General features: G+C 72.3%; 26 protein-coding genes. 14 read left to right on the plus strand and 12 right to left on the minus strand.

The genetic code is table 11. The features are described from left to right. Window positions 1–31: 31 nt before the first annotated feature. Window positions 32–1,261, minus strand: coding sequence for an acyl-CoA dehydrogenase family protein (locus ACFWBF_RS05560; protein ID WP_385229541.1), 1,230 nt, complete (start codon window positions 1,259–1,261; stop codon window positions 32–34). A 203-nt stretch (window positions 1,262–1,464) separates the two neighbouring features. On the opposite strand from ACFWBF_RS05560, the gene ACFWBF_RS05565 reads away from it, so the two are divergent. Beyond that, window positions 1,465–2,109 (plus strand): TetR family transcriptional regulator, encoded by a 645-nt coding sequence (locus ACFWBF_RS05565; RefSeq protein ID WP_385595616.1) that lies wholly within the window; start codon window positions 1,465–1,467, stop codon window positions 2,107–2,109. A 77-nt stretch (window positions 2,110–2,186) separates the two neighbouring features. On the opposite strand, the gene def is transcribed toward ACFWBF_RS05565, so the two are convergent. Further along, the gene (gene def / locus ACFWBF_RS05570) at window positions 2,187–2,741 is read right to left on the minus strand and encodes a peptide deformylase (protein WP_385595619.1); all 555 of its coding nucleotides are present in this window, start codon (window positions 2,739–2,741) and stop codon (window positions 2,187–2,189) included. Between the two features lie 123 nt (window positions 2,742–2,864). Between def and ACFWBF_RS05575 the strand changes: the two genes are divergently transcribed. The 6 genes from ACFWBF_RS05575 to ACFWBF_RS05600 all read left to right on the plus strand — a co-directional run bounded on the left by ACFWBF_RS05575 (window position 2,865) and on the right by ACFWBF_RS05600 (window position 8,147). Next, window positions 2,865–4,103: a MurT ligase domain-containing protein gene (locus tag ACFWBF_RS05575; protein ID WP_385595622.1), complete on the plus strand. Its 1,239-nt coding sequence runs from the start codon at window positions 2,865–2,867 to the stop codon at window positions 4,101–4,103. A 30-nt stretch (window positions 4,104–4,133) separates the two neighbouring features. Continuing rightward, entirely contained in the window at window positions 4,134–4,862 is a 729-nt protein-coding gene (locus ACFWBF_RS05580; protein WP_385595625.1) for a type 1 glutamine amidotransferase, read from the plus strand. Window positions 4,863–5,052: 190 nt separating this feature from the next. Then, window positions 5,053–6,078, plus strand: a complete 1,026-nt coding sequence (locus tag ACFWBF_RS05585) for a 6-phosphofructokinase (protein WP_385595628.1) — start codon at window positions 5,053–5,055, stop codon at window positions 6,076–6,078. A 116-nt stretch (window positions 6,079–6,194) separates the two neighbouring features. Then, a complete protein-coding gene (locus ACFWBF_RS05590; protein ID WP_385595631.1) occupies window positions 6,195–7,160 on the plus strand; it encodes a cytochrome c oxidase assembly protein in 966 nt (321 codons plus the stop codon). A 32-nt stretch (window positions 7,161–7,192) separates the two neighbouring features. Continuing rightward, complete coding sequence (locus ACFWBF_RS05595; RefSeq protein ID WP_385229563.1) at window positions 7,193–7,351, plus strand: hypothetical protein; 159 nt, start codon at window positions 7,193–7,195, stop codon at window positions 7,349–7,351. A gap of 85 nt (window positions 7,352–7,436) precedes the next feature. Continuing rightward, window positions 7,437–8,147: a lysophospholipid acyltransferase family protein gene (locus ACFWBF_RS05600; RefSeq protein WP_385595634.1), complete on the plus strand. Its 711-nt coding sequence runs from the start codon at window positions 7,437–7,439 to the stop codon at window positions 8,145–8,147. 64 nt (window positions 8,148–8,211) lie between these two features. Here ACFWBF_RS05600 and ACFWBF_RS05605 read toward each other — a convergent pair whose 3' ends face one another. The 8 genes from ACFWBF_RS05605 to ACFWBF_RS05640 all read right to left on the minus strand — a co-directional run bounded on the left by ACFWBF_RS05605 (window position 8,212) and on the right by ACFWBF_RS05640 (window position 15,376). Next, window positions 8,212–9,810, minus strand: a complete 1,599-nt coding sequence (locus ACFWBF_RS05605) for an alpha/beta hydrolase (protein ID WP_385595731.1) — start codon at window positions 9,808–9,810, stop codon at window positions 8,212–8,214. Window positions 9,811–10,071: 261 nt separating this feature from the next. Beyond that, window positions 10,072–10,869, minus strand: a complete 798-nt coding sequence (locus ACFWBF_RS05610; RefSeq protein WP_385595637.1) for an urease accessory protein UreD — start codon at window positions 10,867–10,869, stop codon at window positions 10,072–10,074. Beyond that, a complete protein-coding gene (gene ureG / locus ACFWBF_RS05615) occupies window positions 10,866–11,561 on the minus strand; it encodes an urease accessory protein UreG (protein WP_385595640.1) in 696 nt (231 codons plus the stop codon). Before ureG ends, ACFWBF_RS05610 begins: the two co-directional genes overlap by 4 nt. A gap of 22 nt (window positions 11,562–11,583) precedes the next feature. Further along, the gene (locus ACFWBF_RS05620) at window positions 11,584–12,258 is read right to left on the minus strand and encodes an urease accessory protein UreF (RefSeq protein ID WP_385595644.1); all 675 of its coding nucleotides are present in this window, start codon (window positions 12,256–12,258) and stop codon (window positions 11,584–11,586) included. 16 nt (window positions 12,259–12,274) lie between these two features. Continuing rightward, complete coding sequence (locus ACFWBF_RS05625) at window positions 12,275–13,996, minus strand: urease subunit alpha (RefSeq protein ID WP_385595647.1); 1,722 nt, start codon at window positions 13,994–13,996, stop codon at window positions 12,275–12,277. After that, the gene (locus ACFWBF_RS05630) at window positions 13,989–14,300 is read right to left on the minus strand and encodes an urease subunit beta (protein ID WP_385595649.1); all 312 of its coding nucleotides are present in this window, start codon (window positions 14,298–14,300) and stop codon (window positions 13,989–13,991) included. Before ACFWBF_RS05630 ends, ACFWBF_RS05625 begins: the two co-directional genes overlap by 8 nt. A gap of 14 nt (window positions 14,301–14,314) precedes the next feature. After that, on the minus strand, window positions 14,315–14,617 hold the full coding sequence (locus ACFWBF_RS05635; RefSeq protein ID WP_385595652.1) for an urease subunit gamma: 303 nt from the start codon (window positions 14,615–14,617) through the stop codon (window positions 14,315–14,317). A 294-nt stretch (window positions 14,618–14,911) separates the two neighbouring features. Next, a complete protein-coding gene (locus ACFWBF_RS05640) occupies window positions 14,912–15,376 on the minus strand; it encodes an ATP-binding protein (RefSeq protein WP_385595655.1) in 465 nt (154 codons plus the stop codon). A gap of 197 nt (window positions 15,377–15,573) precedes the next feature. Between ACFWBF_RS05640 and ACFWBF_RS05645 the strand changes: the two genes are divergently transcribed. Both ACFWBF_RS05645 and ACFWBF_RS05650 read left to right on the plus strand, forming a co-directional pair. Beyond that, complete coding sequence (locus ACFWBF_RS05645; RefSeq protein WP_385595658.1) at window positions 15,574–16,458, plus strand: helix-turn-helix domain-containing protein; 885 nt, start codon at window positions 15,574–15,576, stop codon at window positions 16,456–16,458. Between the two features lie 12 nt (window positions 16,459–16,470). Next, the gene (locus ACFWBF_RS05650; RefSeq protein WP_385595660.1) at window positions 16,471–16,695 is read left to right on the plus strand and encodes a DUF397 domain-containing protein; all 225 of its coding nucleotides are present in this window, start codon (window positions 16,471–16,473) and stop codon (window positions 16,693–16,695) included. Between the two features lie 6 nt (window positions 16,696–16,701). Here the strand turns inward: ACFWBF_RS05650 and ACFWBF_RS05655 are convergent, their stop codons facing one another. Continuing rightward, entirely contained in the window at window positions 16,702–17,874 is a 1,173-nt protein-coding gene (locus ACFWBF_RS05655; RefSeq protein WP_385595663.1) for an 8-amino-7-oxononanoate synthase, read from the minus strand. A gap of 155 nt (window positions 17,875–18,029) precedes the next feature. On the opposite strand from ACFWBF_RS05655, the gene bioB reads away from it, so the two are divergent. The 5 genes from bioB to ACFWBF_RS05680 all read left to right on the plus strand — a co-directional run bounded on the left by bioB (window position 18,030) and on the right by ACFWBF_RS05680 (window position 23,015). Continuing rightward, window positions 18,030–19,283, plus strand: a complete 1,254-nt coding sequence (gene bioB / locus ACFWBF_RS05660) for a biotin synthase BioB (RefSeq protein WP_385595666.1) — start codon at window positions 18,030–18,032, stop codon at window positions 19,281–19,283. Beyond that, window positions 19,276–20,610, plus strand: coding sequence for an adenosylmethionine--8-amino-7-oxononanoate transaminase (locus ACFWBF_RS05665; RefSeq protein ID WP_385595669.1), 1,335 nt, complete (start codon window positions 19,276–19,278; stop codon window positions 20,608–20,610). Before bioB ends, ACFWBF_RS05665 begins: the two co-directional genes overlap by 8 nt. A 1-nt stretch (window position 20,611) precedes the next feature. Then, on the plus strand, window positions 20,612–21,331 hold the full coding sequence (bioD, locus tag ACFWBF_RS05670; protein WP_385595672.1) for a dethiobiotin synthase: 720 nt from the start codon (window positions 20,612–20,614) through the stop codon (window positions 21,329–21,331). A 108-nt stretch (window positions 21,332–21,439) separates the two neighbouring features. Next, on the plus strand, window positions 21,440–22,123 hold the full coding sequence (locus tag ACFWBF_RS05675) for a class I SAM-dependent methyltransferase (protein WP_385595675.1): 684 nt from the start codon (window positions 21,440–21,442) through the stop codon (window positions 22,121–22,123). Window positions 22,124–22,196: 73 nt separating this feature from the next. After that, window positions 22,197–23,015 carry an ABC transporter ATP-binding protein gene (locus tag ACFWBF_RS05680; RefSeq protein WP_385595678.1) on the plus strand — a complete coding sequence of 273 codons (819 nt, stop codon included), beginning with the start codon at window positions 22,197–22,199 and terminating at the stop codon, window positions 23,013–23,015. 57 nt (window positions 23,016–23,072) lie between these two features. Here ACFWBF_RS05680 and ACFWBF_RS05685 read toward each other — a convergent pair whose 3' ends face one another. Continuing rightward, complete coding sequence (locus ACFWBF_RS05685) at window positions 23,073–23,498, minus strand: GNAT family N-acetyltransferase (protein WP_385595681.1); 426 nt, start codon at window positions 23,496–23,498, stop codon at window positions 23,073–23,075. Window positions 23,499–23,500 lie beyond the last annotated feature (2 nt).

Genomic DNA, 23,500 nt, shown 5'->3' on the forward strand with positions numbered 1-23,500 from the left:
CGAAAGGGGCCCGGCCTGCGGCCTCCCGGGCCTAGCGGATCGGCATGTCGGAGATCGTGCGGGCGATCACCAGGCGCTGGATCTCGCTCGTCCCCTCGAAGATCGTGTAGATCGCGCTGTCGCGGTGCATCCGCTCCACCGGGTACTCGCGGGTGAAGCCGTTGCCGCCGAGGATCTGGACCGCCTGGGCGGTGACCTTCTTGGCCACCTCGCTCGCGAACAGCTTCGACATCGAGCCCTCCGCCGAGGTGAAGGGCCGGCCGGCCACCGCCATCCAGGAGGCCCGCCACACCAGCAGCCGGGCCGCGTCGATCGAGGTGCGCATGTCGGCGAGCTGGAAGGCGACGCCCTGGTTGTCGATGATCGGGCGGCCGAACTGGGTCCGGGTCTTGGCGTAGTCGAGGGCGACCTCGTAGGCCGCGCGGGCGGTGCCGACGGCCATGGCGCCGACCGCCGGGCGGGAGGCCTCGAAGGTGGCCATGGCGGCGTTCTTCACGCGCTCCCCGCCGCCGCTGCGCGCCCGCTCGTGGGCCCTGGCCAGCCGCTCGTCCAGCTTCTCCTTGCCGCCGAGCAGGCAGGACCCGGGCACCCGTACGTCCTCCAGCACCACCTCGGCGGTGTGCGAGGCGCGGATGCCGTGCTTCTTGAACTTCTGGCCCTGGGACAGGCCCGGGGTGTTCGGCGGCACGATGAAGGAGGCGTGGCCCTTGGTGCCGAGCTCCGGGTCGACGACGGCGACGACGATGTGGACGTTGGCGATGCCGCCGTTGGTCGCCCAGGTCTTGGTGCCGTTGAGCACCCACTCGTCCTTGGCCTGGTCGTAGACGGCACGGGTACGCATCGAACCGACGTCGGAGCCGGCGTCGGGCTCGGAGGAGCAGAACGCGGCCACCTTCACGTCGTCGGGGGTGCCGTACATCTGCGGGATCCAGGTGCCGATCTGCTCCTCGGTGCCGTTGGCGACGACCCCGATGGCGGCCAGGCCGGTGCCGACGATGGACAGGGCGATGCCCGCGTCCCCCCAGAAGAGCTCCTCCATCGCCATCGGGATGCCGAGGCCGGTGGGGTCGAAGAACTGCTGGGCGTAGAAGTCGAGCGAGTAGATGCCGACCTTCGCGGCTTCCTGGATGACGGGCCACGGAGTCTCTTCGCGCTCGTCCCATTCCGCGGCGGCGGGCCGGATGACATCGGCGGCGAAGCCGTGGATCCAGTCCCGTACCTGCTTCTGGTCGTCGTTGAGCTCCATGGTGAACTCCGCCATGTCCCCTCCAGGTGTCTCTTGCTTGTCTCACGAGCGGTTACTAGCGGTAACCCGAGAATGGCCACAGTCTGTTACCGGCGAGTAAGCACTGTCAAGCGCGGCCGGAGCGGCCGGAGCGGCCTTCACCGATGAGATCTCCAGGGTGTGCGGGGTGTTACGTTGCGTGGGCGTCACGCACATCGCAAGGGCGGGGAGAGAACACGTTGGAGACCACGCAGCAGGCCGGCGAGCCGGGAGCGGCCGAGCGCCGGCGGCGGGAACTGCTGGAAGCGGCCGACCGGGTCGTCCTCAGGGACGGCCCCAAGGCGTCCATGAACGCCATCGCGGCGGAGGCCGGCATCACGAAGCCGATCCTCTACCGGCACTTCGGCGACAAGGCGGGCCTCTACCAGGCGCTCGCCGTCCGGCACACCGACGCGCTGCTCGACTCGCTGCGGGCCGCCCTCGACGCCCCGGCCGAGCGGCGCCGGCGGGTGGAGGCCACCCTCGACACGTATCTCGTCGCCATCGAGGCCCGCCCGCAGGTCTACCGCTTCCTCATGCACCCGGCCGAGGACTCGCACACCGCGGAGCGCGGCTTCGACGTCGGCCTGCACTCGGCCCCGCTGCTGCGCCGCCTGGGCGAGGAGCTGGCGAAGGTGATCGGCGAGCGGGTGGACCTCGGCCCGGGCGGCGAACGGCTCGCCCGCATCTGGGGCCACGGCATCGTCGGCATGATGCACGCCGCCGGCGACTGGTGGCTCGGCGAGCGGCCGTGCGAGCGCGCGGAGCTCGTGACCGGCCTCACCGACCTCCTCTGGGGCCGACTGGGCACGGCCGGCAACCGCGAAGACGGCCCGGGCTTCTGACCGCACGATCCTGCCCCGCCCCGTCCAGCCTCGCCGGCGTGTGAGGCGCGGGGTTCCTGGGGCGGGGCCGGGACGGGCTAACCGTGCAGCGCCTCCGCGCCCCACGGGGTCTTGCGGATCTCGCGGCGCAGCCTACGGGCCCGCAGCCCCGTGACCCGGTCCGCGTATACCGTCCCGTCGAGGTGGTCGCACTCGTGCTGGAGGCACCGCGCGAAGAACCCCGTCCCGGACACCCGCACGGCCGCGCCGTCCGACGTGACCCCCTCCACCACCGCGTGGTCGAAGCGGACCGTGCCCGCCTCCAGCCCCGGCAGGGACAGGCAGCCCTCGGGCCCGCGGAACTCGTCCCCGTCGGCCGTCACCAGACGCGGGTTGACGATGTGCCCGACGTGGCGGACGTCCTCGTCGTCGGGGCAGTCGTAGACGAACACCCGCTGCCCGACGCCGATCTGGTTCGCGGCGAGGCCGACGCCCTCGGCGGCGTACATCGTGGCGAACATGTCCTCGATGAGCCGCTCGAGGGCCGGTCCGAACTCGGTGACCTCCGCGCAGGCCGAGTGGAGCACCGGGTCGCCCAGCAGGCTCATGGTGCGGACGAGACCGGTGGTACCGGGGATGGGGCGCTGTCGCATGGCCGTAAGGGTACGACGGGCGACTATATGAGGAGATCTGCGGCGGCTCGGGGGCGCCGCGGTCAGGGCCCGGGCCGGTACTGGATAGGCTGGGGGCGACCGACGCAAGGAGGACAAGGGACGATGGCAGGCAACACAGAGCCGCTTTCGCCGCGGGCCAAGCTGGCCGTGACGGCGGGCAAGGCCGCGGCGGCGGTGTCGCGGGCCGCGGGACGCGGAAGCGGATCGGTGATCGGCGGCAAGGTCGCACTCAAACTCGACCCCGATCTTCTCGGCGCGCTGGCCCAGCATCTCGACGTCGTCCTCGTCTCCGCGACGAACGGCAAGACCACGACGACCCGCCTCATCGCGGAGGCCCTGCGGGCCAGCGGCCCCGTCGTCTCCAACGCCCTCGGCGCGAACATGCCGGCCGGCATCACCTCCGCGCTCGCGGGCGGCTCGGACGCCAAGTACGGCGTCATCGAGGTCGACGAGAAGTACCTGGCCGGAGTGGCCCGGGACGTCACCCCCAAGGTGATCGCCCTGCTGAACCTCTCCCGCGACCAGCTCGACCGCGCCGCCGAGACCCGCATGCTCGCGGAGAAGTGGCGCGAGGGCCTCTCGGGCTCCAAGGCGGTCATCGTCGCGAACTGCGACGACCCGCTGATCGTGTGGTCCGCCTCCTCCTCGCAGAACGTGGTGTGGGTCGCGGCCGGCCAGGAGTGGAAGGACGACGCCTGGTCGTGCCCCTCCTGCGGTGGCGTCATGCAGCGCCCGGGCGACGACTGGTTCTGCGGCGAGTGCGGCTTCCGCCGTCCCGTCCCGAGCTGGGTGCTCTCCGGCGACCACGTGCTGGACCCGCACGGCAGCGCCTGGCCGATCCACCTCCAGCTGCCCGGGCGCGCCAACAAGGCGAACGCCGCCACCTCGGCCGCCGTGGCCGCGGTCTTCGGCGTCCCGCCGCAGGTCGCCCTCGAGCGCATGTACCAGGTGCAGGCCGTGGCCGGCCGCTACGACGTGGTCGGCTTCCAGGGCCGTGAGCTGCGCCTGCTGCTCGCGAAGAACCCGGCGGGCTGGCTCGAAACGTTTTCGCTGATCGACCCGCCGCCCACCCCGGTGGTCCTCTCGGTGAACGCGCGCGGCGCCGACGGCACCGACACCTCCTGGCTGTGGGACGTGGACTACACGCGCCTCGCGGGCCACCCCATCTTCGTCATCGGCGACCGCAAGCTGGACCTCGCGGTCCGCCTCGAGGTCGCGGGCCTGGACTTCCGGGTGTGCGAGACCCTCGACGAGGCCGTGCAGCTCGCGCCGCCCGGACAGATCGAGCTGATCGCCAACTACACCGCCTTCCAGGACGTGCGCCGCCGCGTCGGCAACTAGCGCCCCTTCAGAACCGCAGAGGACACGAGCATGAGCGACAACAGCCTGCGTCTGGTGTGGGTCTACCCCGACCTGCTGAGCACGTACGGAGACCAGGGCAACGCCCTCGTCGTGGAGCGCCGGGCGCGCCGGCGCGGCCTGGACGTGGAGCGCGCGGACGTGCGCAGCGACCAGCCGATCCCGACCTCGGGCGACATCTACCTGATCGGCGGCGGCGAGGACCGGCCGCAGCGGCTGGCCGCGGAGCGGCTGCTGCGCGACGGCGGTCTGGAGCGGGCCGTCTCGAACGGGGCGATCGTCTTCTCCGTCTGCGCCGGCTACCAGATCCTGGGCCAGGAGTTCGTCAACGACATGGGCGAGCGCCAGGAGGGCCTCGGCCTGCTGGACGTGGTCACCGTGCGGGGTGAGGGCGAGCGGTGCGTCGGCGACGTCCTCGCCGACATCGACCCGCAGCTGGGCCTGCCGCAGCTGACGGGCTTCGAGAACCACCAGGGCGTCACGCACCTGGGCCCGAGCGCGAAGCCGTTCGCCCGCACCCGCCTGGGCCGCGGCAACGGCACGGGCGACGGCACCGAAGGCGCGTACAACGACACCGTGTTCGGCACCTACATGCACGGCCCCGTGATGGCCCGCAACCCGCAGATCGCGGACCTGCTGCTCAAGCTGGCCCTCGATGTGAACGCGCTGCCGCCCATCGACGACCGCTGGTACGAGGCGCTGCGCGCCGAGCGCATCGCGGCGGCCACCCAGCCCGCGTAACCCGCACGCCGCACACCGTTCGGCCCGGATTCCCCACGGGGGTCCGGGCCGACGTGCGTTCGCACAGAGGATCTGACCAGCATGTGGAGGATGGTTCAGTCCACCACCGGTCCACTTGTAAGGTGCAGGGTAGTTCCAACCGGACGACGTGGTCCGGTCGTCGGCCCACGTTGCAAAGGTCCTTCCTGCCATGCGCATAGGTGTGCTCACTTCCGGAGGCGACTGCCCCGGCCTCAACGCCGTCATCCGCTCCGTCGTGCACCGCGCCGTCGTCGACCACGGTGACGAGGTCATCGGTTTCGTCGACGGCTGGCGCGGACTCCTGGAGTGCGACTACCGCAAGCTCGACCTGGACGCCGTGAGCGGCATCCTGGCCCGGGGCGGCACGATCCTGGGCTCCTCGCGGGTCCAGCCCGCGCATCTGCGCGACGGCGTGGAGCGGGCCCGCGGCCATGTCGCCGACCTCGGTCTGGACGCCATCATCCCGATCGGCGGCGAGGGCACCCTGAAGGCCGCCAACCTGCTCTCGCAGGCCGGTCTGCCCATCGTCGGCGTCCCCAAGACCATCGACAACGACATCGCCTCGACCGACGTCACCTTCGGCTTCGACACCGCCGTCGGGGTCGCCACCGAGGCCCTGGACCGGCTGAAGACCACCGCCGAGTCCCACCAGCGCGTGATGGTCGTGGAGGTCATGGGACGCCACACCGGCTGGATCGCCCTGCACTCGGGCATGGCGGCCGGCGCGCACGCGATCGTCGTGCCGGAGCGCCCGTTCCACATCGAGGAGCTGACGGCGATCGTCGGCGAGCGCTTCTCGGCGGGCAAGCGGTTCGCGATCGTCGTCGTCGCCGAGGGCGCCAAGCCCGCGGAGGGCTCGATGGAGTTCGAGCAGGGCGGCACCGACATGTACGGGCACGAGCGGTTCGCCGGCATCGGCAACCGGCTCGCCGTGGAGCTGGAGCACCGGCTCGGCAAGGAGGCCCGGCCGGTGATCCTGGGCCACGTCCAGCGCGGCGGCACCCCCACGGCGTACGACCGGGTGCTGGCGACCCGCTTCGGCTGGCACGCGGTGGAGGCCGCCCACCGCGGCGAGTTCGGGATGCTGACCGCGCTGCGCGGCACCGACATCGTGATGGTGCCGCTCGCCGACGCGACCTCGACCCTCAAGACGGTCCCGGCCGACCGGTACGCCGAGGCGCAGAACGTCCTGTGAGTCGGGAAACAGGCGCAGCGTGATATTTCCCCCCGTCTGACACCGCCCCCGGACGAATCGCCGTCCGGGGGCGGCATTACTGTGGTGGGGCACCACAGGTCAAGGGAGTGGAAGAAATGAGTTACCTCGCGCACGCGGGCATGGACATGGACATGGACATGGACCTGCCTCCGTTCACGCTCGGGCGCGGGCTGGAGTTCTCCTTCGACGCCTTCTTCCTGATCGGCTCCCTGGTGGGCCTCGGCCTGTACGCATGGGGCGTGGTGCGGCTGCGCCGGCGCGGGGACTCCTGGTCACCCGGCCGTACCGTCGCCTTCACGGCCGGCGTGCTGAGCGTGGCTCTGGTGATGTGCACCAAGCTGAACGACTACGGCATGGTCATGTTCAGCGTGCACATGGTCCAGCACATGGTCATCAGCATGCTCTCCCCGATCCTGCTGCTGCTCGGCGCGCCGGTGACGCTGGCGCTGCGCGCGATACCGCCCGCCGCGCGCGGGGTGAAGGGGCCGCGCGAGCTGCTGCTGATGCTGCTGCACAGCCGCTACATGAAGGTGTTCACCCATCCGGTGTTCACCATCCCGCTGTTCATCGCCAGCCTCTACGGCCTGTACTTCACGCCGATCTTCGACTTCCTGATGGAGTCCAAGACCGGGCACATCGCGATGATGGTGCACTTCCTCGCCGTCGGCCTGGTCTTCTTCTGGCCGATCATGGGCGTGGACCCGGGCCCGCACCGCCCCGGCTACGTGATGCGGATGCTGGAACTGTTCGCCGGGATGCCCTTCCACGCCTTCTTCGGCATCGCGCTGATGATGGCGAGCGAGCCGATGGTCAAGACGTACGCGAATCCGCCGGCCTCCCTCGGCATCGACCCCCTGCTCGACCTGCAGTGGGCCGGCGGCATCGCCTGGGCCTTCAGCGAGGTTCCCTCGGTGCTGGTGCTGATCGCGCTGGTCTACCAGTGGTACCACTCGGAACAGCGGGCGGCGAAGCGCTCCGACCGGGCCGCGGACCGCGACGGCGACCAGGAGCTCGAGGCGTACAACGCCTATCTCGCCACACTCCAAGCGCGTGGCCAGTAGCGCGAGACCGCCTTCGCGCGCGACCATGGGGCATGACCGGTTCCGTTAAGGCGATGGCCGTGATGACCTTCGCCGCCCTGGTGGCCGTGGCCGCCTACTCCGTGGCCCTCGGCAGCAACGGCTGGCTGTGGTTCGGCTGGGTGGTGCTGGGGCTGCTGACCGCGGGGATGGCCGCCTCGCGCAGCAGCTGAGCCCGGACGCCACCGCCCCCTGCTTCCCGTGCCTGACCGTCCGTAAGATGTCCGTGTCAACGGGGACATCGACGGGAGCGGCCTGGTGTTCTACCACTTGCTCAAGCACGTGTTGCTCGGTCCACTGCTGAGGCTGCTGTTCCGGCCCCGGATCGAGGGGCTGGAGAACATCCCGGCGCAGGGGGCCGCGATCGTCGCGGGCAATCACCTGTCCTTCTCCGACCATTTCCTGATGCCCGCGATCCTGAAGCGGCGGATCACCTTCCTCGCGAAGGCCGAGTACTTCACGGGCCCTGGGGTGAAGGGCCGGCTCACCGCCGCCTTCTTCCGCAGCGCCGGGCAGATCCCGGTGGACCGCTCGGGCAAGGACGCCGGGCAGGCCGCGCTGCGCGAGGGGCTGGGGGTGCTGTCCAGGGGCGAGCTGCTGGGGATCTACCCGGAGGGCACGCGCTCGCACGACGGGCGGCTGTACAAGGGCAAGGTGGGCGTCGCGGCGATGGCGCTCGGGGCCGGGGTGCCGGTCGTGCCGTGCGCGATGGTCGGCACCTTCGAGATCCAGCCGCCCGGGCAGAAGATCCCGAGCATCCGGCGCGTGACGATCCGCTTCGGGCGGCCGCTGGACTTCTCCCGGTACGCGGGGATGGAGGGCGAGCGGGCGGTGCTGCGGGCCATCACCGACGAGATCATGTACGAGGTCCTGGAGCTCTCCGGTCAGGAGTACGTCGACCGGTACGCCGCCGAGGTCAAGGCCGAGGAGGAGCAGGCGCGGAAGAAGGCCCGGCGCAAGACGCGCTGAGCCTTCTCCCGCGCAGGTACTACGGGTGGTGCGGTGGTGCGGGTCCTGCTCGTACCGCCGCGTGCTAGCGGACGGCGGGCAGGTCCTCAAGCGCCGGGAGGTCGGATCCCGGAGCCTGGGCGAGCGACTTCGCGGCGGCCGGGGCCGGCGCGACCGGGGTGGCGTGCGGACCGCACTTCACGTCCTTGGCGTCCACCTTGCCGGTGAGCAGGTAGGTGTCCACCCGCGTGTTGATGCAGGGGTTCACCAGGCTGGTGACACCGTGCGAGCCGGCGTTCTGCTCGGTGATCAGACGCGAGCCGGCCAGCTTGCGGTGCAGCGAGACCCCGCCCTCGTACGGCGTGGCCGCGTCGCGCTCGGACTGGACGATCAGGACCGGCGGCAGGCCGTGCTTGGCGCCGACCGCGATCGGGTTGCTCTGCTTGGACTTCCAGGTCGCGCAGGGCAGGTTCATCCAGGCGTTGGACCAGGTCAGGAACGGGTACTTCTGGTGCAGCTTGGTGTTGTCCCGGTTCCACTTGGCCCAGCTGGTGGGCCACTTGGCGTCGGCGCACTCGACCGCGGTGTAGACGGCGTTGCCGTTCTCTGCCGTGGCGTTGCCCTTGGTGTCGGACATGTCCGGGGCGATGGCGTCGATCAGGGCCTTCTCGTCACCGGCCAGGTACGCGCTCCAGGTCTGGGCGACGGGCACCCAGGAGGAGTCGTAGTACGGGGCGCTCTGGAAGAAGCCGAGGAGCTCGGCCGGGCCGACCACTCCGCCGAGCGGGTTGGCCTTGGCCTTGGCGCGCAGCTCCAGCCACTTGGCCTCGACCTTGGCGCGGGTGTCGCCGATGTGGAAGACGGAGTCGTTCTTGGCGACCCAGTCCTGCCAGTCGTTCCAGCGCATCTGGAAGGCCACGTCCTGGCCGAGGTTGGCCTCGTACCAGATGTTGTCCTGGTCCGGGTCGACCACGCTGTCGACGATCATGCGGCGCACGTGGGTCGGGAACAGGGTCGCGTAGACCCCGCCGAGGTAGGTGCCGTACGAGACGCCGAGGTAGTTCAGCTTCTGCTCGCCGAGGGCGGCACGGATGACGTCCAGGTCACGCGCGGTGTTCGGCGTGGTCATGAACGGCAGCATCTCGCCGCTGCGCTCCTGGCAGCCGTCCGCGTACTCGGCGGCGAGCTTGCGCTGGGCGCTCTTGTCGGCCTCGCTGTCGGGCACCGGGTCGGCCTTGGGGGCCTTGACGAACTCCTGCGGGTCGATGCAGGAGATCGGCGCGGAGTGTCCGACACCGCGGGGGTCGAAGCCCACGAAGTCGTACGCCTTGGAGGTGTTCACCCACAGCGGGGCCTTGGTGGTGACCCGGCGCGGGAAGCGCATGCCGGAGCCGCCGGGGCCGCCCGGGTTGTAGACGAGCGCGCCCTGGCGCTCCTCCTTGGTACCGGTGCTGCCGATCCGGTCGACCGCGAGCTCGATCGTCTTGCCGAACGGCTTGCTGTAGTCGAGCGGGACCTTCACCCAGCCGCACTGGATGGGCTTCTCGAAGCCCCAGTCGGCAGGACAGTCCTTCCAGTCGATCCCGGTACGGGCCGCGCGGGCGGCGGCGATCTGCGTGCCGACCGCCTCCGCGGCCCCGTTGTCACGGCCGGCCGAGGCCGCCGTCGCGGACGGAGCGAGCATCAGGCCCGCCGCCAGCGTGCCGGTGATCAAAGTGGCGGCGCTCCCCAGCGCCGCGTTGCGTATCACGTGGTTGTTCCCCCTGCGTCTTGAGCCGCCATGGGCGGCCTGGTTCGGTCGGGTTCGATCGTCGGCGTTGCAGGGGGATCCTTTCGCCTGACGTGTCTCCGGCAACAGAGCACGGTCGTGTTCTTTGCCAACCCGATAACCGGAAAGGTGTGTACCGCTGAGCGGTGTCTGGTTCGTCCTGAGTTTGTCCGCGCCTCACCAACCGTGGGTACGGCATGCGGCGTCGAGCAGTTCGCGCAGCCGCAGGGCGTCCGGTGCCAGGGCGGTGACCAGCACCGCAGGTCCGGCCAGCGGGGTGAGCACGGCGAACTCCCCGAGCACCGCGGCGGCGGGCGGCGCCTGTTCGAAGGCCGGGTCGACGATGAGGAGTTGGCCGAGCGCGCGGTGGCCCGCGATCCCCGCCGGGCCGTCCCAGCCGCCGGGCGCGCCGGGGCCGCAGGCCAGCTCCTGGTCCAGCAGCAGGCGCCCGCCGCGGGTCACGGTGAGGCGGCTCTGCAGCAGGCCGGGCACCTCACCGGTACGGCCCAGCACCTGCTCCTCGCGCAGCAGGAGCCGGGCGGTGGGGGCGAGTTCCGCCCGGGTGCGGACCCACAGCCGGCTGCCGCGGACCGAGACGAGCGGCTCCGGCAGCCACCGCACCCGCGACTCCCGCGCCAGGGTCAGCCGTACGTCGTACCGCGCGGGCTCGCCGCCCCGGCCGGGCAGGGCCAGGGTGGCCGCCGCCGAGCGCAGCAGCAGCCGGGCGCCCGGGCCGGCTTCGGCCTCGACCGTGAGGTGGTCGCCGCCGAGGGGGGCGCTCATGGCGCCGACCAGCATGACGCCGGCCTCGGACTCGGCGTCGGGTCCCTCTCCCCGGGTGCGGCGCAGGGCGAGCGGTCCCTCTCCGGCCAGCAGCGGAAGCGCGGTGCCGCCGCGCCCGTCGGCGGCGGCGCGGATGCGGGCGGTGGCCCGCAGACCCGCCGCGACCGGTGGGACGGGGGGCGCGCTGGTCACCGTACGATCCAGGCGGCGATCCGCTCGCGCACCCAGTCGGCCACCGGGCCCACGCCTTCGGGGCCGCGCAGGGACTGGAAGGCGACGGGCAGTTCCCCGCGCTGTTCGGCGGCGTCGCGGGCCATCCGGTCCAGGTCGGAGCCGACGTGGGGGGCCAGGTCGGTCTTGTTGACCACGAGCAGGTCGGCGGTGGTGACGCCGGGGCCGCCCTTGCGCGGGATGTCGTCCCCGCCGGCCACGTCGATGACGAAGATCTGGGCGTCGACCAGGCCCCGGGAGAAGGTGGCGGTGAGGTTGTCGCCGCCGGACTCGACGAGGATCAGGTCGAGCCGTCCGCTCTGCCGGAAGGCCTCCTCCAGTTCCTCCACGGCTTCCAGGTTGGCGGAGATGTCGTCGCGTATCGCGGTGTGCGGGCAGGCCCCGGTCTCCACGGCGGCGATCCGCTCGGGCGGCAGGACGGCTTCGCGCAGCAGGAACTCGGCGTCTTCCCGGGTGTAGATGTCGTTGGTGACGACGGCCATGGACAGTTCTGCGCGCAGGGTCCGGCACAGGGCGGCGACGGTGGCCGTCTTGCCGGAGCCGACCGGTCCGCCGAGTCCGATGCGCAGGGCGCGGCGCGTGCCGTCGGGGTTCACGGGTTCGGCGCTGTGGGTGTGCCGGTGGGGGTGGGCCACGGCGTGGTCGAGGTGCATGGGGGGCTCCTTGGGTGGTGGTTCAGGAGGCGAAGAGCCGTACCGGCCAGTCGGCATGGATCTGCGCCGCGATGTCGAGCAGCGGCGAGGAGGCCGCGGGCAGCGTGTCCGCCCCGTCCGCGCGGGCCCGCAGGGCGGCCGCCGCCGCCTGCTCGGCGACGGCGTCGAGGTCGGGGGTGAGCCGGGCCAGGACCCCGCTCGCCTCGAAGGGGTCCAGGCCCAGGAGTCGCACGGTGGCCGTCGCCGGGCCGCTGACGCTCTCGTACGCCGCCACGTGCGCGGCGGCCCGCGGCCCGAGCCCGGCCGCCCGGGCGGTGACCCCGAGCACGACGGGCTGGTGCGCCCCGCGCGGGAACGCGGCGGCCAGCGCGTCGAGTTCCGCGGCGGGCCAGGTGGCGCGCGCGGCGCGCAGCAGCTGCCGTCCGAGGCGCCGGGCGGCGGTGCGCAGCGCGGGCGAGGGGGTCCGCGCCTCGGCGGCGGCGTCGAGCTCGGCCGGGTCCAGCCCGAGGGCCGCGGCCGCGGCGAGTGCGGCGGCGACGAGTCCCGCGGTGTGCAGCCGGCCCCGGCAGAACGCTTCCAGGGTGGCGGCGTCGTGGATCCGGCCCGCCTTGCAGGCGGCCTCGGCCCCGCCGGAGTGGGCGTGGCCCCCGGCCGGGAAGCGGCCGTCGGCGAGGACGAGCAGTGCGGCGAGGCTCATCGCGGCAGACCCCTTCTCAAAACAGGAAATATCGCTGGGCCATGGGCAGTTCGGTGGCGGGCGCGGGCTCCACCACCTCGCCGTCGATGGTGACGGTGAAGGTGTCGGCGTCGACCGTCACCCTCGGCATGGCGTCGTTGCCCCGCATGTCGGCCTTGGTCACCTTGCGGGTGCTCTCGATGGCCACGAACTCCTTGCCGAGGCCGAGCCGTTCGGGCAGTCCGTCGTCGATCGCGGCCTGCGCGGTGAAGTTGAGCGAGTTCAGCGCGGGGGCCCGTCCGTGGGCGCCGAACATCGGCCGGGGCAGTACGGGCTGCGGGGTGGGGATGGACGCGTTGGCGTCGCCCATCTGCGCGTAGGCGATCTGGCCGCCCTTGATGACGAGCGCGGGCTTGACCCCGAAGAAGGCGGGGCTCCACAGCACCAGGTCGGCGAGTTTGCCGGTCTCCACCGAACCGATCTCGCGGGCCAGCCCCTGGGCCACGGCGGGGTTGATCGTGTACTTGGCGACGTAGCGGCGGGCCCGGTGGTTGTCGGCGGGTCCGTCACCGGGCAGGAATCCGCGCCGCTTCTTCATCACGTGGGCGGTCTGCCAGGTGCGCATCACGACCTCGCCGACGCGCCCCATGGCCTGGGAGTCGGAGGAGATGATGGATATGGCCCCGAGGTCGTGCAGGACGTCCTCGGCGGCGATGGTGGAGGGCCGGATCCGGGACTCGGCGAAGGCGAGGTCCTCGGGGACGGCCGGGTTGAGGTGGTGGCAGACCATCAGCATGTCGAGGTGCTCCTCGACGGTGTTGACGGTGTGCGGCCGGGTCGGGTTGGTGGAGCTGGGCAGGATGTTCGGCTCCGAGACCACGGTGATGATGTCGGGGGCGTGCCCGCCGCCCGCTCCCTCGGTGTGGTACGAGTGGATCGTCCGGCCGCCGATGGCGGCGAGGGTGTCCGCGACGAAGCCGGCCTCGTTGAGGGTGTCCGTGTGGATGGCGGCCTGGGCGCCGGTCTCCTCGCAGACGGTCAGGCAGGCGTCGATGACGGCGGGGGTCGAGCCCCAGTCCTCGTGGAGCTTGAATCCGAGGGCGCCGCCGCGCAGCTGGGAGTACATGCCCTCGCGGGACATGGTGTTGCCCTTGCCGAGGAGGCCGATGTTGACGGGGTGGGCCTCCAGCGCGGCGAACATCCGGGCCAGGTGCCAGGGGCCCGGGGTGACGGTGGTGGCCTTGGTGCCCTCGGCGGGTCCAGTGCCGCCGCCGACGAGCGTGGTGATCCCGGAGGCGAGGGCCTCGTCGATGACGGTCGGGGAGATGAAGTGCACGTGGGCGTCGACGGCGCCGGCGGTGAGGATCTTCCCGTTGCCCGCGATGATCTCGGTTTCGGGGCCGATGACGAGTGCGGGATCCACCCCGTCCATGGTGTCGGGGTTGCCGGCCTTGCCGATGCCGCAGATCCGGCCGTCGCGGATGCCGACGTCGGCCTTGACGATGCCCCAGTGGTCGAGGATGACGACCCCGGTGATCACCGTGTCGGGGGCGCCTTCGGCGCGGGTGGTGCGGGCCTGCCCCATCGACTCGCGGATGACCTTGCCGCCGCCGAAGACGGCCTCGTCGCCGGCCCGGCCGGGGCCGCCGCCGAGGTCCTGCTCGACCTCCACGAAGAGGTCGGTGTCGGCGAGCCGGATCCGGTCGCCCGCCGTGGGGCCGAAGAGGTCGGCGTACACCTGGCGCGAGATCTCAGCCATCGAGCGGCCCCCCGGTCTCGCCGCGCAGTCCCGGTACGGTGCGCAGGCCCGCCAGCGGTACGAGTTCCACGGCGACGGGGATGCCCGGCTCGAAGCGGACCGCGGTGCCGGCCGCGACGTTGAGCCGCAGTCCGTGGGCCGCGGCCCGGTCGAATTCGAGGCCGGGGTTGGCCTCGGCGAAGTGGTAGTGGGAGCCGACCTGGACGGGCCGGTCGGCGGCGTTGAGCACGGTGAGGCGGGTGACGGGGCGGCCCTCGTTGAGGCGCACCGGGCCGTCCCCGTAGGCGATTTCGCCGGGGATCATGCGGGTACTCCCTCTCAGACGATCGGGTCGTGGACGGTGACGAGCTTGGTGCCGTCCGGGAAGGTCGCCTCGACCTGCACGTCGTGGATCATCTCGGGTATGCCCTCCATGACCTCTTCGCGGGCGAGCACGGTGCGGCCGGAGGCCATCAGCTCGGCCACGGTCCGCCCGTCGCGGGCCCCTTCGAGGAGGTGCGCGGTGATCAGGGCGATGGCTTCGGGGTGGTTGAGCAGGACCCCGCGCGCTTTTCGCTTCTGGGCCACGTCCGCGGCCACGTGGATGAGCAGTCTCTCCTGCTCGTGCGGTGTCAGTTGCACGCGTATCACCAAACTTCCGGGACAAGATCAACAGTGCGCGGAGCCGACCCTACTGGCCTTCAACACTTTGTTGACCTGCGCATATCCGGGCCAAGCGTGTCTTGCCCAAGACAGAGGAAGGCTTTCCGTCCCGACCACCGCCGCTTTGCCGGCTCATGGGCAGTCATTGGCGCAGGACCGTGACGCCACGTTAGGCGCCGCGCTTTTCCGCTGAGTTAACCCACGTTTCGGGGAGGTACCCGGTTCGGCTCCCGGGCCCCGCGCTCTGGGTTCCGTATACGGAAGCGGTCTCGCTCAGCAGCCGGTGGCCGTGGCCGTCTCGGCCGGGGCGCCGGCGGTCCAGGGCAGGGCGATCCAGACGGTCTTGCCGCCGTCCTCGGTGGGGCTGACCGAAAGCCGGCCGCCCGCCTCCGCGGTGAGCCAGCGGATGATGACCATCCCCCGGCCGTTGTCCTGCTGGACGGCGGCCGGGAGCCGCTTGGGCCAGCGCGGGTGGCTGTCGGTCACCCCGACGCGGAGCCACTCCTCGCGTTCGAGCCGGACGTCGACGGTGAAGGTGGGCGACTGGCCGAAAGTGTGCTGTACGGCGTTGGTGGCGAGCTCCGAAACGATCAGCCGGACACTGTCGGCCGTGTCGGCGCCGGCGCCGTGATCGGGGAGTCCCCACTCGCTCAGCACCTCCGCGACGTAGCGGCGGGCGGTGGCGACCGAAGCGGGATCGCTCGGCAGAGTGACGGATGCTTCCTGGTGATCTGCCATGGCGACGGTCCCTTTCCCACCGGGGCCAAGCCGCCCCGGATCTGTGCTGGACGCCAGAGTGCCACCCATCGTGCCGCCGTTTCGCCCGTTCTTCCAAGTTATGCATATATCTGTCGCTCGATGCGGTGAACTCTGCTACGGAAGAGCGTATTTGGACGGCAGACTGGTGCGAGCTGTGCCGGTGGAAGGAGGCGGGTGTGCAGCACGGTCCCGCGGTACGCCGGCGCAAGCTCGGCGAGGAGCTGCGTGCACTGCGCGACCGGTCCGGACTCACCAGTGGTGAGGCGGCCCGGCTCGTAGGATGGCACCAGTCGAAAATCAGCCGCATCGAGACGGGGCGCAGCGGAGTCAAGGTGGAGGACATCCGCCGGCTCCTCGATGCCTACGGGGAGCTGGTGAGCCCCGAGCAGCGGGCGCTGCTGGAGGCCCTCTCGGTATCGGCGGCCGGCCCCGCCCCGGACGGCGGCACCGGGCGCGGCCGCCAGTGGTGGCACGACTACCGGGGGCTGCTGCCCCAGGAGTACCGGGACTTCATCAGCCTGGAGGCCGGGGCCCGCTCGGCACGTACCGTGGAACTGTCCGTGGTTCCGGGGTTGTTGCAGACGCCCGAGTACGCGCGCGCCGTGACCCGGGCCGCGCTGGGCGGGCTGCCGGAGCCGAAGGTGGACGCGCTGGTCGAGGTACGGCTGGCCCGGCAGTCGGTGCTGCGCGCGAAACCGCCGCTGGAGCTGAGCGCCGTACTGGACGAGGCGGTGCTGCGGCGGAAGATCGGCGGGCCGGGGGTGATGGCGGAGCAGTTGCGGTACCTGGTGGAGGTGGCGCAGCTGCCTCAAGTGCGGCTACAGGTGCTGCCGTTCAGCGTGGGGGGACATCTCGGCCTGACCGGACCGTTCGTAATTTTCTCATTTCCGAACATCGCCGATCTGGATGTGGTGGTACTCGACCACTTGACGAGTAGCCTCTACCTGGAGCGGAAGGAAGACCTAGAGGCGTACAGCGCGGCGTTCCGCACCATCCAGGCGCACGCCCTCCCGCCCCATGACTCGTCGGATCTCATCAGCTCACTCGCTGACGACGCGTAAGGAGGCACCCCCGTGTCCGCAACCCCCTTATCCACCAGCGGACTTCTGATCAGCGCGCGGTGGCGGCGGAGCAGCCGCAGCACCGGAATGAACAACTGCGTGGAAACCGCCGTCCTGCACGGCGGCCTGCTGGCCGTCCGCGACTCCAAGCGGACGGACGGCCCGGCCGTGCTCTTCACCGGGCCGGCCTGGGACGGCTTCCTCGTTGCCGTACGGGCGGACGCGCCGCTCGCGTAGCTCCGCTCAGCGGTCCGTGGCTCCGGCCGGAGCGGTCCGCAGGATCGTTTCGACGGCCCGGGTGATCTCGTCCCCCGTGAGATCGGCCCGGGCTGTCAGCCGCAGCCGGGAGATGCCGTCCGGCACCGACGGCGGCCGGAAGCACCCCACGGACAGACCTGCCTCGCGGCAGTCGGCGGCCCAGCGCAGTGCCGCCGGGGCCGACGGGGCCCGTACCGACACCACGGCCGCGTCCGGCCGGGCCGCGGTCAGGCCGGACGCGGTGAGCCGCCCGTACAGCTCGGCGGACACCTCCCGGGCCCGGCCGGCCCGCTCCGGTTCCCGCCGCAGCAGGCGCAGGCTCGCCAGTGCGGCGCCCGCGGCGGCCGGGGCCAGCCCGGTGTCGAAGATGAAGGTCCGGGCGGTGTTGACCAGGTGCCGGATCACCTTGGCCGGGCCGAGCACGGCGCCGCCCTGGCTGCCCAGGGACTTCGAGAGGGTCAGCGTCGCGACCACCCCGGGCGCGCCCGCGAGCCCGGCGGCGTGCAGCGCGCCGCGGCCGCCCTCGCCCAGGACGCCCAGCCCGTGCGCGTCGTCCACGACCAGGGCCGCGCCCTCGTCCCGGCAGGCGGCGGCGTAGGCGGCGAGCGGGGCGGCGTCGCCGTCCACGGAGAACACCGAGTCGCTGACGAGCAGCGCCCGGCCCCCGAACGCGGCGAGCGTCTTGCGCGCGGTCTCCGGGTCGGAGTGCGGGACGACGGCGGTCTCGGCGCGCGAAAGGCGGCAGCCGTCCACGATCGAGGCGTGGTTCCCGGCGTCGGAGACGACCAGGCTGCCGCGGTCGCTGAGGGCGGTGACGGCGGCGAGGTTGGCGGCGTACCCGGAGGAGAGGACCAGCGCGGCCTCGAAACCGCAGAAGTCCGCGAGTTCCCGCTCGAGCTCGGCATGAAGCTCGGTCGTACCGGTCACGAGGCGCGATCCAGTCGCTCCGGCGCCCCACCGCTCGGCCGCCTCGCGGGCGCCCCGGACCGTCTCGGGGTGCCTGGACAGCCCGAGGTAGTCGTTGCTCGCGAGATCGAGGAGCGGCGAGGAAGCCGCGCGCGGGCGCAGGGTCCTGACCAGTCCGGCCTGCTCGCGGGCCTGCTCCGCGCCGTCGATCCAGGCGAAGACGTCGACGGGTTCGGGGGTGTGCTGGGGCATCGGCGGTCCTCGCGTTTTGTCGGCAGTCCACAGACCTGCCCGACCCTAGCGGCCGCGACTCGAGCGCCAGGTGTGGCGATACACACACTCCGTTCCGGCCATGTTGTTGGATCTCTCCTTGGCCGGGAGTGGTCGTGTGGTCCAGGATCGGCGTCATGGACCTGCTGAACACCCTGGTGGACAAGGGGCTGCGGCGCGAGCTGCCGACCCGCGAAGAGGCACTCGCCGTGCTGGCGACCTCTGACGACGAACTGCTCGACGTGGTGGCCGCGGCCGGCAAGGTGCGCCGCCAGTGGTTCGGGCGTCGGGTCAAGCTGAACTACCTGGTCAACCTGAAATCCGGCCTGTGCCCCGAGGACTGCTCCTACTGCTCGCAGCGGCTGGGTTCGAAGGCCGAGATCCTCAAGTACACGTGGCTGAAGCCCGAGGAGGCCTCGCAGGCCGCGGCGGCGGGCGTCGCCGGCGGGGCGAAGCGGGTGTGCCTGGTGGCGAGCGGCCGCGGGCCCACGGACCGCGATGTGGACCGGGTCGGCAAGACCATCGAGGCCATCAAGGAGCAGAACGAGGGCGTCGAGGTCTGCGCCTGCCTCGGCCTGCTCTCGGACGGCCAGGCGGAGCGCCTGAAGGACGCGGGCGCGGACGCCTACAACCACAACCTGAACACCTCCGAGGCGACGTACGGTCAGATCACCAAGACCCACACGTACGCGGACCGCGTCGACACCGTGCAGAAGGCGCACGCGGCTGGCCTGTCGGCCTGCTCCGGCCTGATCGCGGGCATGGGCGAGAGCGACGAGGACCTCGTCGACGTCGTCTACTCGCTGCGCGAGCTCGACCCGGACTCGGTGCCGGTCAACTTCCTGATCCCCTTCGAGGGCACCCCGCTGGCCAAGGAGTGGAACCTCACCCCGCAGCGCGCCCTGCGCATCCTGGCGATGGTGCGGTTCGTCTGCCCCGACGTCGAGGTCCGCCTCGCGGGCGGGCGCGAGGTGCACCTGCGCTCCATGCAGCCGCTCGCCCTGCACCTGGTCAACTCGATCTTCCTCGGCGACTACCTGACCAGTGAGGGCCAGGCCGGGCAGGCCGACCTCGACATGATCGCGGATGCCGGTTTCGAGGTGGAGGGCGCCGGTACGTCGACCCTTCCCCGGCACCGCTCCGAGGCCGCGCCCGCGGCTGCGGCCGGCGGCTGCGGCTCGCACGGCGGCGCCTCGGTGTGCGGCTCCGGTTCCGGTTCCGGTTCCGCGGGCTCCGCCGACGGGGCCGGCTGCGGTTCGGCGTGCGGCGGCTGCTCCGGGCACGCGGAGCCGGCGGCCGTGGCGGCGCAGGCCGGTGCCGGGGAGGTGCGTCCGGACCTGGTGGCGGTCCGGCGCCGCGGCGCGGGGACGGATCTCGCCCCCAATGCCTGACACGCACCCCATGCACGACCCGCTCGACCGGACGTCGCCCGCCGCCGAACTGCTCGACCTGGACCGGCAGCACGTCTGGCACCCGTACGGTCCGATGCCCGGGCGGGAGGGGCCGCTGCTGGTCTCCTCCGCCTCGGGCGTCCGGCTGCGGCTCGCCGCGCCGGCCCAGGGCCGGGACGAGCTGGTGGACGGGATGTCCTCCTGGTGGTCGGCGATCCACGGCTACAACCACCCGGCGCTCAACGAGGCCGCGAGCGACCAGCTCGGCCGCATGTCACACGTCATGTTCGGCGGGCTCACCCACGAGCCCGCCATCCGGCTGGCCGCGCGGCTGGTCGAGATCACCCCGGCCGGACTGGAGCACGTCTTCCTCTCCGACTCGGGCTCGGTGGCCGTCGAGGTCGCCGTGAAGATGTGCCTGCAGTACTGGCGCTCGGTGGGGCGCACCGGCAAGACCCGGCTGATGACCTGGCGCGGCGGCTACCACGGGGACACCTGGCAGCCGATGGCCGTCTGCGACCCCGAGGGCGGGATGCACGAGCTGTGGCAGGGTCACCTGCCACAGCAGGTCTTCGCGGACGCGCCGCCCGGCGCCTTCGACTCGCCCGTGGACCCGGCGTACGCCGACCACCTGCGTTCGGTGATCGCCGAGCACGCGGACGAGCTCGCCGCGGTGATCGTGGAGCCGGTGGTGCAGGGCGCGGGCGGCATGCGCTTCCACAGCCCCGAGTACCTGCGGGTGCTCCGGGAGCTGTGCGACGAGTACGACGTCCTGCTCATCCTGGACGAGATCGCGACGGGCTTCGGCCGCACCGGCGCCCTGTTCGCGGCGGACCACGCCGGGATCACCCCGGACGTGATGTGCCTGGGCAAGGCGCTGACCGGCGGCTACCTGACGCTGGCGGCCACGCTGTGCACGAGCCGGGTGGCCGACGGCATCTCGCACGGCGAGGTACCGGTGCTGGCGCACGGGCCCACCTTCATGGGCAACCCGCTCGCCACGGCCGTGGCGCTGGCCTCGGTCGACCTGCTCCTGAACCAGGACTGGGCGCGTGAGATCAAGCGCATCGAGGCGGGGCTGCGCGAGGGCCTCGCCCCGGCCGCCGCGCTCCCCGGGGTCAAGGAGGTCCGCGTCCTCGGCGCCATCGGCGTCGTCCAGCTCGACCACCCCGTCGACATGGCGCGCGCGACCCGGGCGGCCGTCGGGGAGGGCGTCTGGCTGCGCCCGTTCCGGGACCTGATCTACACCATGCCGCCGTTCGTGACGGGAGACGCCGATGTCGCGCGCATCTGCCGCGCGGTCGTCGCCGCGGCCCGGGAGGCCTGACATGTCCGTGGTGATCATCTCCGGTACGGGCACGGAAATCGGCAAGACGGTGGTCACCTCCGCCATCGCGGCGGCCGCACTGGCCGCCGGCCGCTCGGTCGCGGTCCTCAAGCCCTCCCAGACGGGCGTGGCTCCGCACGAGCCCGGAGACGCGGCGGAGGCCGTCCGCCTGGCCGGGCCGGCCGTCACCGCGGTGGAACTGGTCCGCTACCCCGAACCGTTGGCCCCCGACACCGCGGCCCGCCGCTCGGGTCTGCCCACGGTCTCCCCCGCCGAGATCGCGCGGGCGGCCGAGCGGCTGTCCGCCGACCACGACCTGGTACTGGTGGAGGGCGCGGGCGGACTCCTGGTGCGCTTCGACGAGTCGGGACACACCCTGGCCGACGCGGCCCGGCTGCTCGGCGCGCCGACGCTGGTCGTCACACAGGCGGGCCTGGGCACCCTCAACTCGACGGAGCTCACGGCCGAGGCCCTGCGCGCCCGGCGGCTGACCGCCCTCGGCATGGTCATCGGCAGCTGGCCGCGGCAGCCGGACCTGGCCGCGCGCTGCAACCTGGCCGGCCTGCCCGCGGTCTCGGGACTCCCGCTCCTGGGCGCGGTCCCGCAGGGCGCGGGCGGCCTGGACCCCGAGGCGTTCCGCCGGGCCTCCCCCGGCTGGCTGGCCCCGGCCCTGTCGGGCACCTGGACGCCGGAGTCGTTTTTGACGGCCTGGCCCGCTTAGGTCGTTTCCTCGAAGTCCCCTCCGGGCCCGTTTACGGCGCCCGGAGGGATGGCGTCCGCGATCCGGGGGAGACTGACGGTACGCGTCCGTCCGCCCCGGAGGTACGTCATGCCGAAGCAGAGCAAACGCGCACCCGGCCCGTCGGCCGACGATCCCGTCCACCATCCGCTCTTCGCCCGCTTCTACGCCCGCGCCAGCGTCCAGGCCGACACCCGGGGCGGCATCGCCGAACTGCGCCGGGAGCTCCTGCACGGGGTGAGCGGCCGCGTCATCGAGATCGGCGCCGGCAACGGCCTCAACTTCGCCCACTACCCCCGCGCCGTCTCCGAGGTCGTCGCCGTGGAGCCCGAGCGCACCCTGCGCCGTCTCGCCGTCGAGGCGGCCCAGCACGCCGAGGTCCCGGTCGACGTCGTGCCCGGCGCCGCCGAGGCCCTGCCGGTCAAGAGCGAGGCCTTCGACGCCGCCGTCGCCTGCCTGGTGCTGTGCACCGTACGGGACCTGCACCGCTCCCTCGCGGAGCTGCACCGGGTGCTGCGCCCCGACGCCGAACTGCGGTTCTTCGAGCACGGGCTGGCTCCCGGCCCCGGCATGGCCGCCGTCCAGCGGGCGTTGGACCGTACCGTCTGGCCCCACCTCTTCGGCGGGTGCCACACCTCTCGCGACCCCGTCGCCGCGATCGAGGCCGCCGGGTTCCGGATCGTCTCGCGGCGCGGGTTCCGGCTGCCCGCGCGCGGGCCGGCGCTGCCGACCTCGTACTGCGTCATCGGCTCGGCCCGTCGCTCGCCCGCGTAAGCCATTCCGAAGCGGCGGTTCCACGCCTACTCTCGCCCCCGACAAGGCGATTGCCCTACCCGGGGGAGAGCAAGTGGCCCGTAACCAGCCCACGGAAACGACCCGGACGGTGCCGGGGCCGACGGCGGCCCGGGCCCGCGCCCTGACCAAGGCGTACGGCAGCGGCGAGACCTGCGTGCTCGCGCTCGACGCGGTCGACGTGGACATCGCCCGCGGCCGGTTCACGGCGGTGATGGGTCCCTCCGGCTCCGGCAAGTCCACGCTGATGCACTGTCTGGCCGGGCTGGACACCGTCTCCGGCGGGCAGGTCTGGCTCGGGGAGACCGAGATCACCGGCCTGCCCGACCGGCGGCTGACCCGGCTGCGGCGCGACCGGGTCGGTTTCGTGTTCCAGTCGTTCAACCTCCTGCCGACCCTGACCGCCGCCGAGAACATCACGCTGCCGATGGACATCGCCGGCCGCCGCCCCGATCACGAGTGGCTGGACCGCGTCATCGACACCCTGGGCCTGCGCGACCGCCTCCACCACCGCCCGAGCCAGCTCTCGGGCGGTCAGCAGCAGCGCGTGGCCTGCGCCCGGGCACTGGCCTCGCGGCCCGAGCTGATCTTCGCGGACGAGCCCACCGGCAACCTCGACTCCCGCTCCGGCGCCGAAGTCCTCGACCTCCTGCGCACGGCGGTGGACTCCCTCGGCCAGACGGTCGTGATGGTCACCCACGACCCCGGCGCCGCCGGCCGTGCGGACCTGGTGCTCTTCCTCGCGGACGGCCGGATCGTCGACCGCATGCCGGACCCCACGGCGGAAGCGGTGCTGGAACGGATGCGCCGCCTGTCCTCCCCCGCCGTCGACGACACGGCCGGCGCCCCCGCGGCCGACTCCCCCGAGGGCTGAGGCCGGACTCCCGGCGGCCCGCGCAGCGACCGACGGCGAGGGCCACCGCCGCCCGGATCACCCGTTCAGCGGCTTCACCCAGCGCGTCCACTGGTCCTGGGAGTGGTAGCCGGCCGCGTCCCAGGCCCCGTGCGCGCTCTCATTGCGTACGAGCACCATGGCGTCCGCACGCCGCCCGCCGAGCGCCACGAACCGCTCCTCGGCGGCCGCGAGCAGCGCCGATCCGATCCCTTGCCTGCGGTGCTCGGGGTGCACGGCGAGCCGGTACAGGTGGCAGCGCCAGCCGTCGAAGCCCGCGATGACCGTGCCGACGAGCTCGCCGTCGCGGCGCGCGAGCAGCAGGGCCTGCGGGTCGCGGGCGTGGAGGCGCTCGACGCCGTCGAGGTCGTCGCTGATACTCGTGCCCTCGGCGGCCGCCTTCCAGAACGCGAGGACGGCGGCGAGGTCGGACGCCGAGGCGGGGCCGATATGAAGATCAGTCATAC

The sequence above is a fragment of the Streptomyces sp. NPDC060028 genome (assembly GCF_042736725.1).
Taxonomy (GTDB): domain Bacteria; phylum Actinomycetota; class Actinomycetes; order Streptomycetales; family Streptomycetaceae; genus Streptomyces.

What these genes read in the sequence shown, in the direction of transcription:
- ACFWBF_RS05595 (WP_385229563.1), top strand. Translation starts at nt 7,193, where the DNA reads ATGACCGGTTCCGTTAAGGCGATGGCCGTGATGACCTTCGCCGCCCTG.
- ACFWBF_RS05630 (WP_385595649.1), bottom strand. Translation starts at nt 14,300, where the DNA reads ATGATCCCCGGCGAAATCGCCTACGGGGACGGCCCGGTGCGCCTCAAC.
- ACFWBF_RS05605 (WP_385595731.1), bottom strand. Translation starts at nt 9,810, where the DNA reads ATGCTCGCTCCGTCCGCGACGGCGGCCTCGGCCGGCCGTGACAACGGG.
- ACFWBF_RS05640 (WP_385595655.1), bottom strand. Translation starts at nt 15,376, where the DNA reads ATGGCAGATCACCAGGAAGCATCCGTCACTCTGCCGAGCGATCCCGCT.
- ACFWBF_RS05655 (WP_385595663.1), bottom strand. Translation starts at nt 17,874, where the DNA reads ATGCCCCAGCACACCCCCGAACCCGTCGACGTCTTCGCCTGGATCGAC.
- ACFWBF_RS05585 (WP_385595628.1), top strand. Translation starts at nt 5,053, where the DNA reads ATGCGCATAGGTGTGCTCACTTCCGGAGGCGACTGCCCCGGCCTCAAC.
- ureG (WP_385595640.1), bottom strand. Translation starts at nt 11,561, where the DNA reads ATGCACCTCGACCACGCCGTGGCCCACCCCCACCGGCACACCCACAGC.
- bioD (WP_385595672.1), top strand. Translation starts at nt 20,612, where the DNA reads ATGTCCGTGGTGATCATCTCCGGTACGGGCACGGAAATCGGCAAGACG.
- ACFWBF_RS05685 (WP_385595681.1), bottom strand. Translation starts at nt 23,498, where the DNA reads ATGACTGATCTTCATATCGGCCCCGCCTCGGCGTCCGACCTCGCCGCC.
- ACFWBF_RS05590 (WP_385595631.1), top strand. Translation starts at nt 6,195, where the DNA reads ATGAGTTACCTCGCGCACGCGGGCATGGACATGGACATGGACATGGAC.
- ACFWBF_RS05625 (WP_385595647.1), bottom strand. Translation starts at nt 13,996, where the DNA reads ATGGCTGAGATCTCGCGCCAGGTGTACGCCGACCTCTTCGGCCCCACG.
- ACFWBF_RS05620 (WP_385595644.1), bottom strand. Translation starts at nt 12,258, where the DNA reads ATGAGCCTCGCCGCACTGCTCGTCCTCGCCGACGGCCGCTTCCCGGCC.
- def (WP_385595619.1), bottom strand. Translation starts at nt 2,741, where the DNA reads ATGCGACAGCGCCCCATCCCCGGTACCACCGGTCTCGTCCGCACCATG.
- ACFWBF_RS05665 (WP_385595669.1), top strand. Translation starts at nt 19,276, where the DNA reads ATGCCTGACACGCACCCCATGCACGACCCGCTCGACCGGACGTCGCCC.
- bioB (WP_385595666.1), top strand. Translation starts at nt 18,030, where the DNA reads ATGGACCTGCTGAACACCCTGGTGGACAAGGGGCTGCGGCGCGAGCTG.
- ACFWBF_RS05560 (WP_385229541.1), bottom strand. Translation starts at nt 1,261, where the DNA reads ATGGCGGAGTTCACCATGGAGCTCAACGACGACCAGAAGCAGGTACGG.
- ACFWBF_RS05675 (WP_385595675.1), top strand. Translation starts at nt 21,440, where the DNA reads ATGCCGAAGCAGAGCAAACGCGCACCCGGCCCGTCGGCCGACGATCCC.
- ACFWBF_RS05580 (WP_385595625.1), top strand. Translation starts at nt 4,134, where the DNA reads ATGAGCGACAACAGCCTGCGTCTGGTGTGGGTCTACCCCGACCTGCTG.
- ACFWBF_RS05575 (WP_385595622.1), top strand. Translation starts at nt 2,865, where the DNA reads ATGGCAGGCAACACAGAGCCGCTTTCGCCGCGGGCCAAGCTGGCCGTG.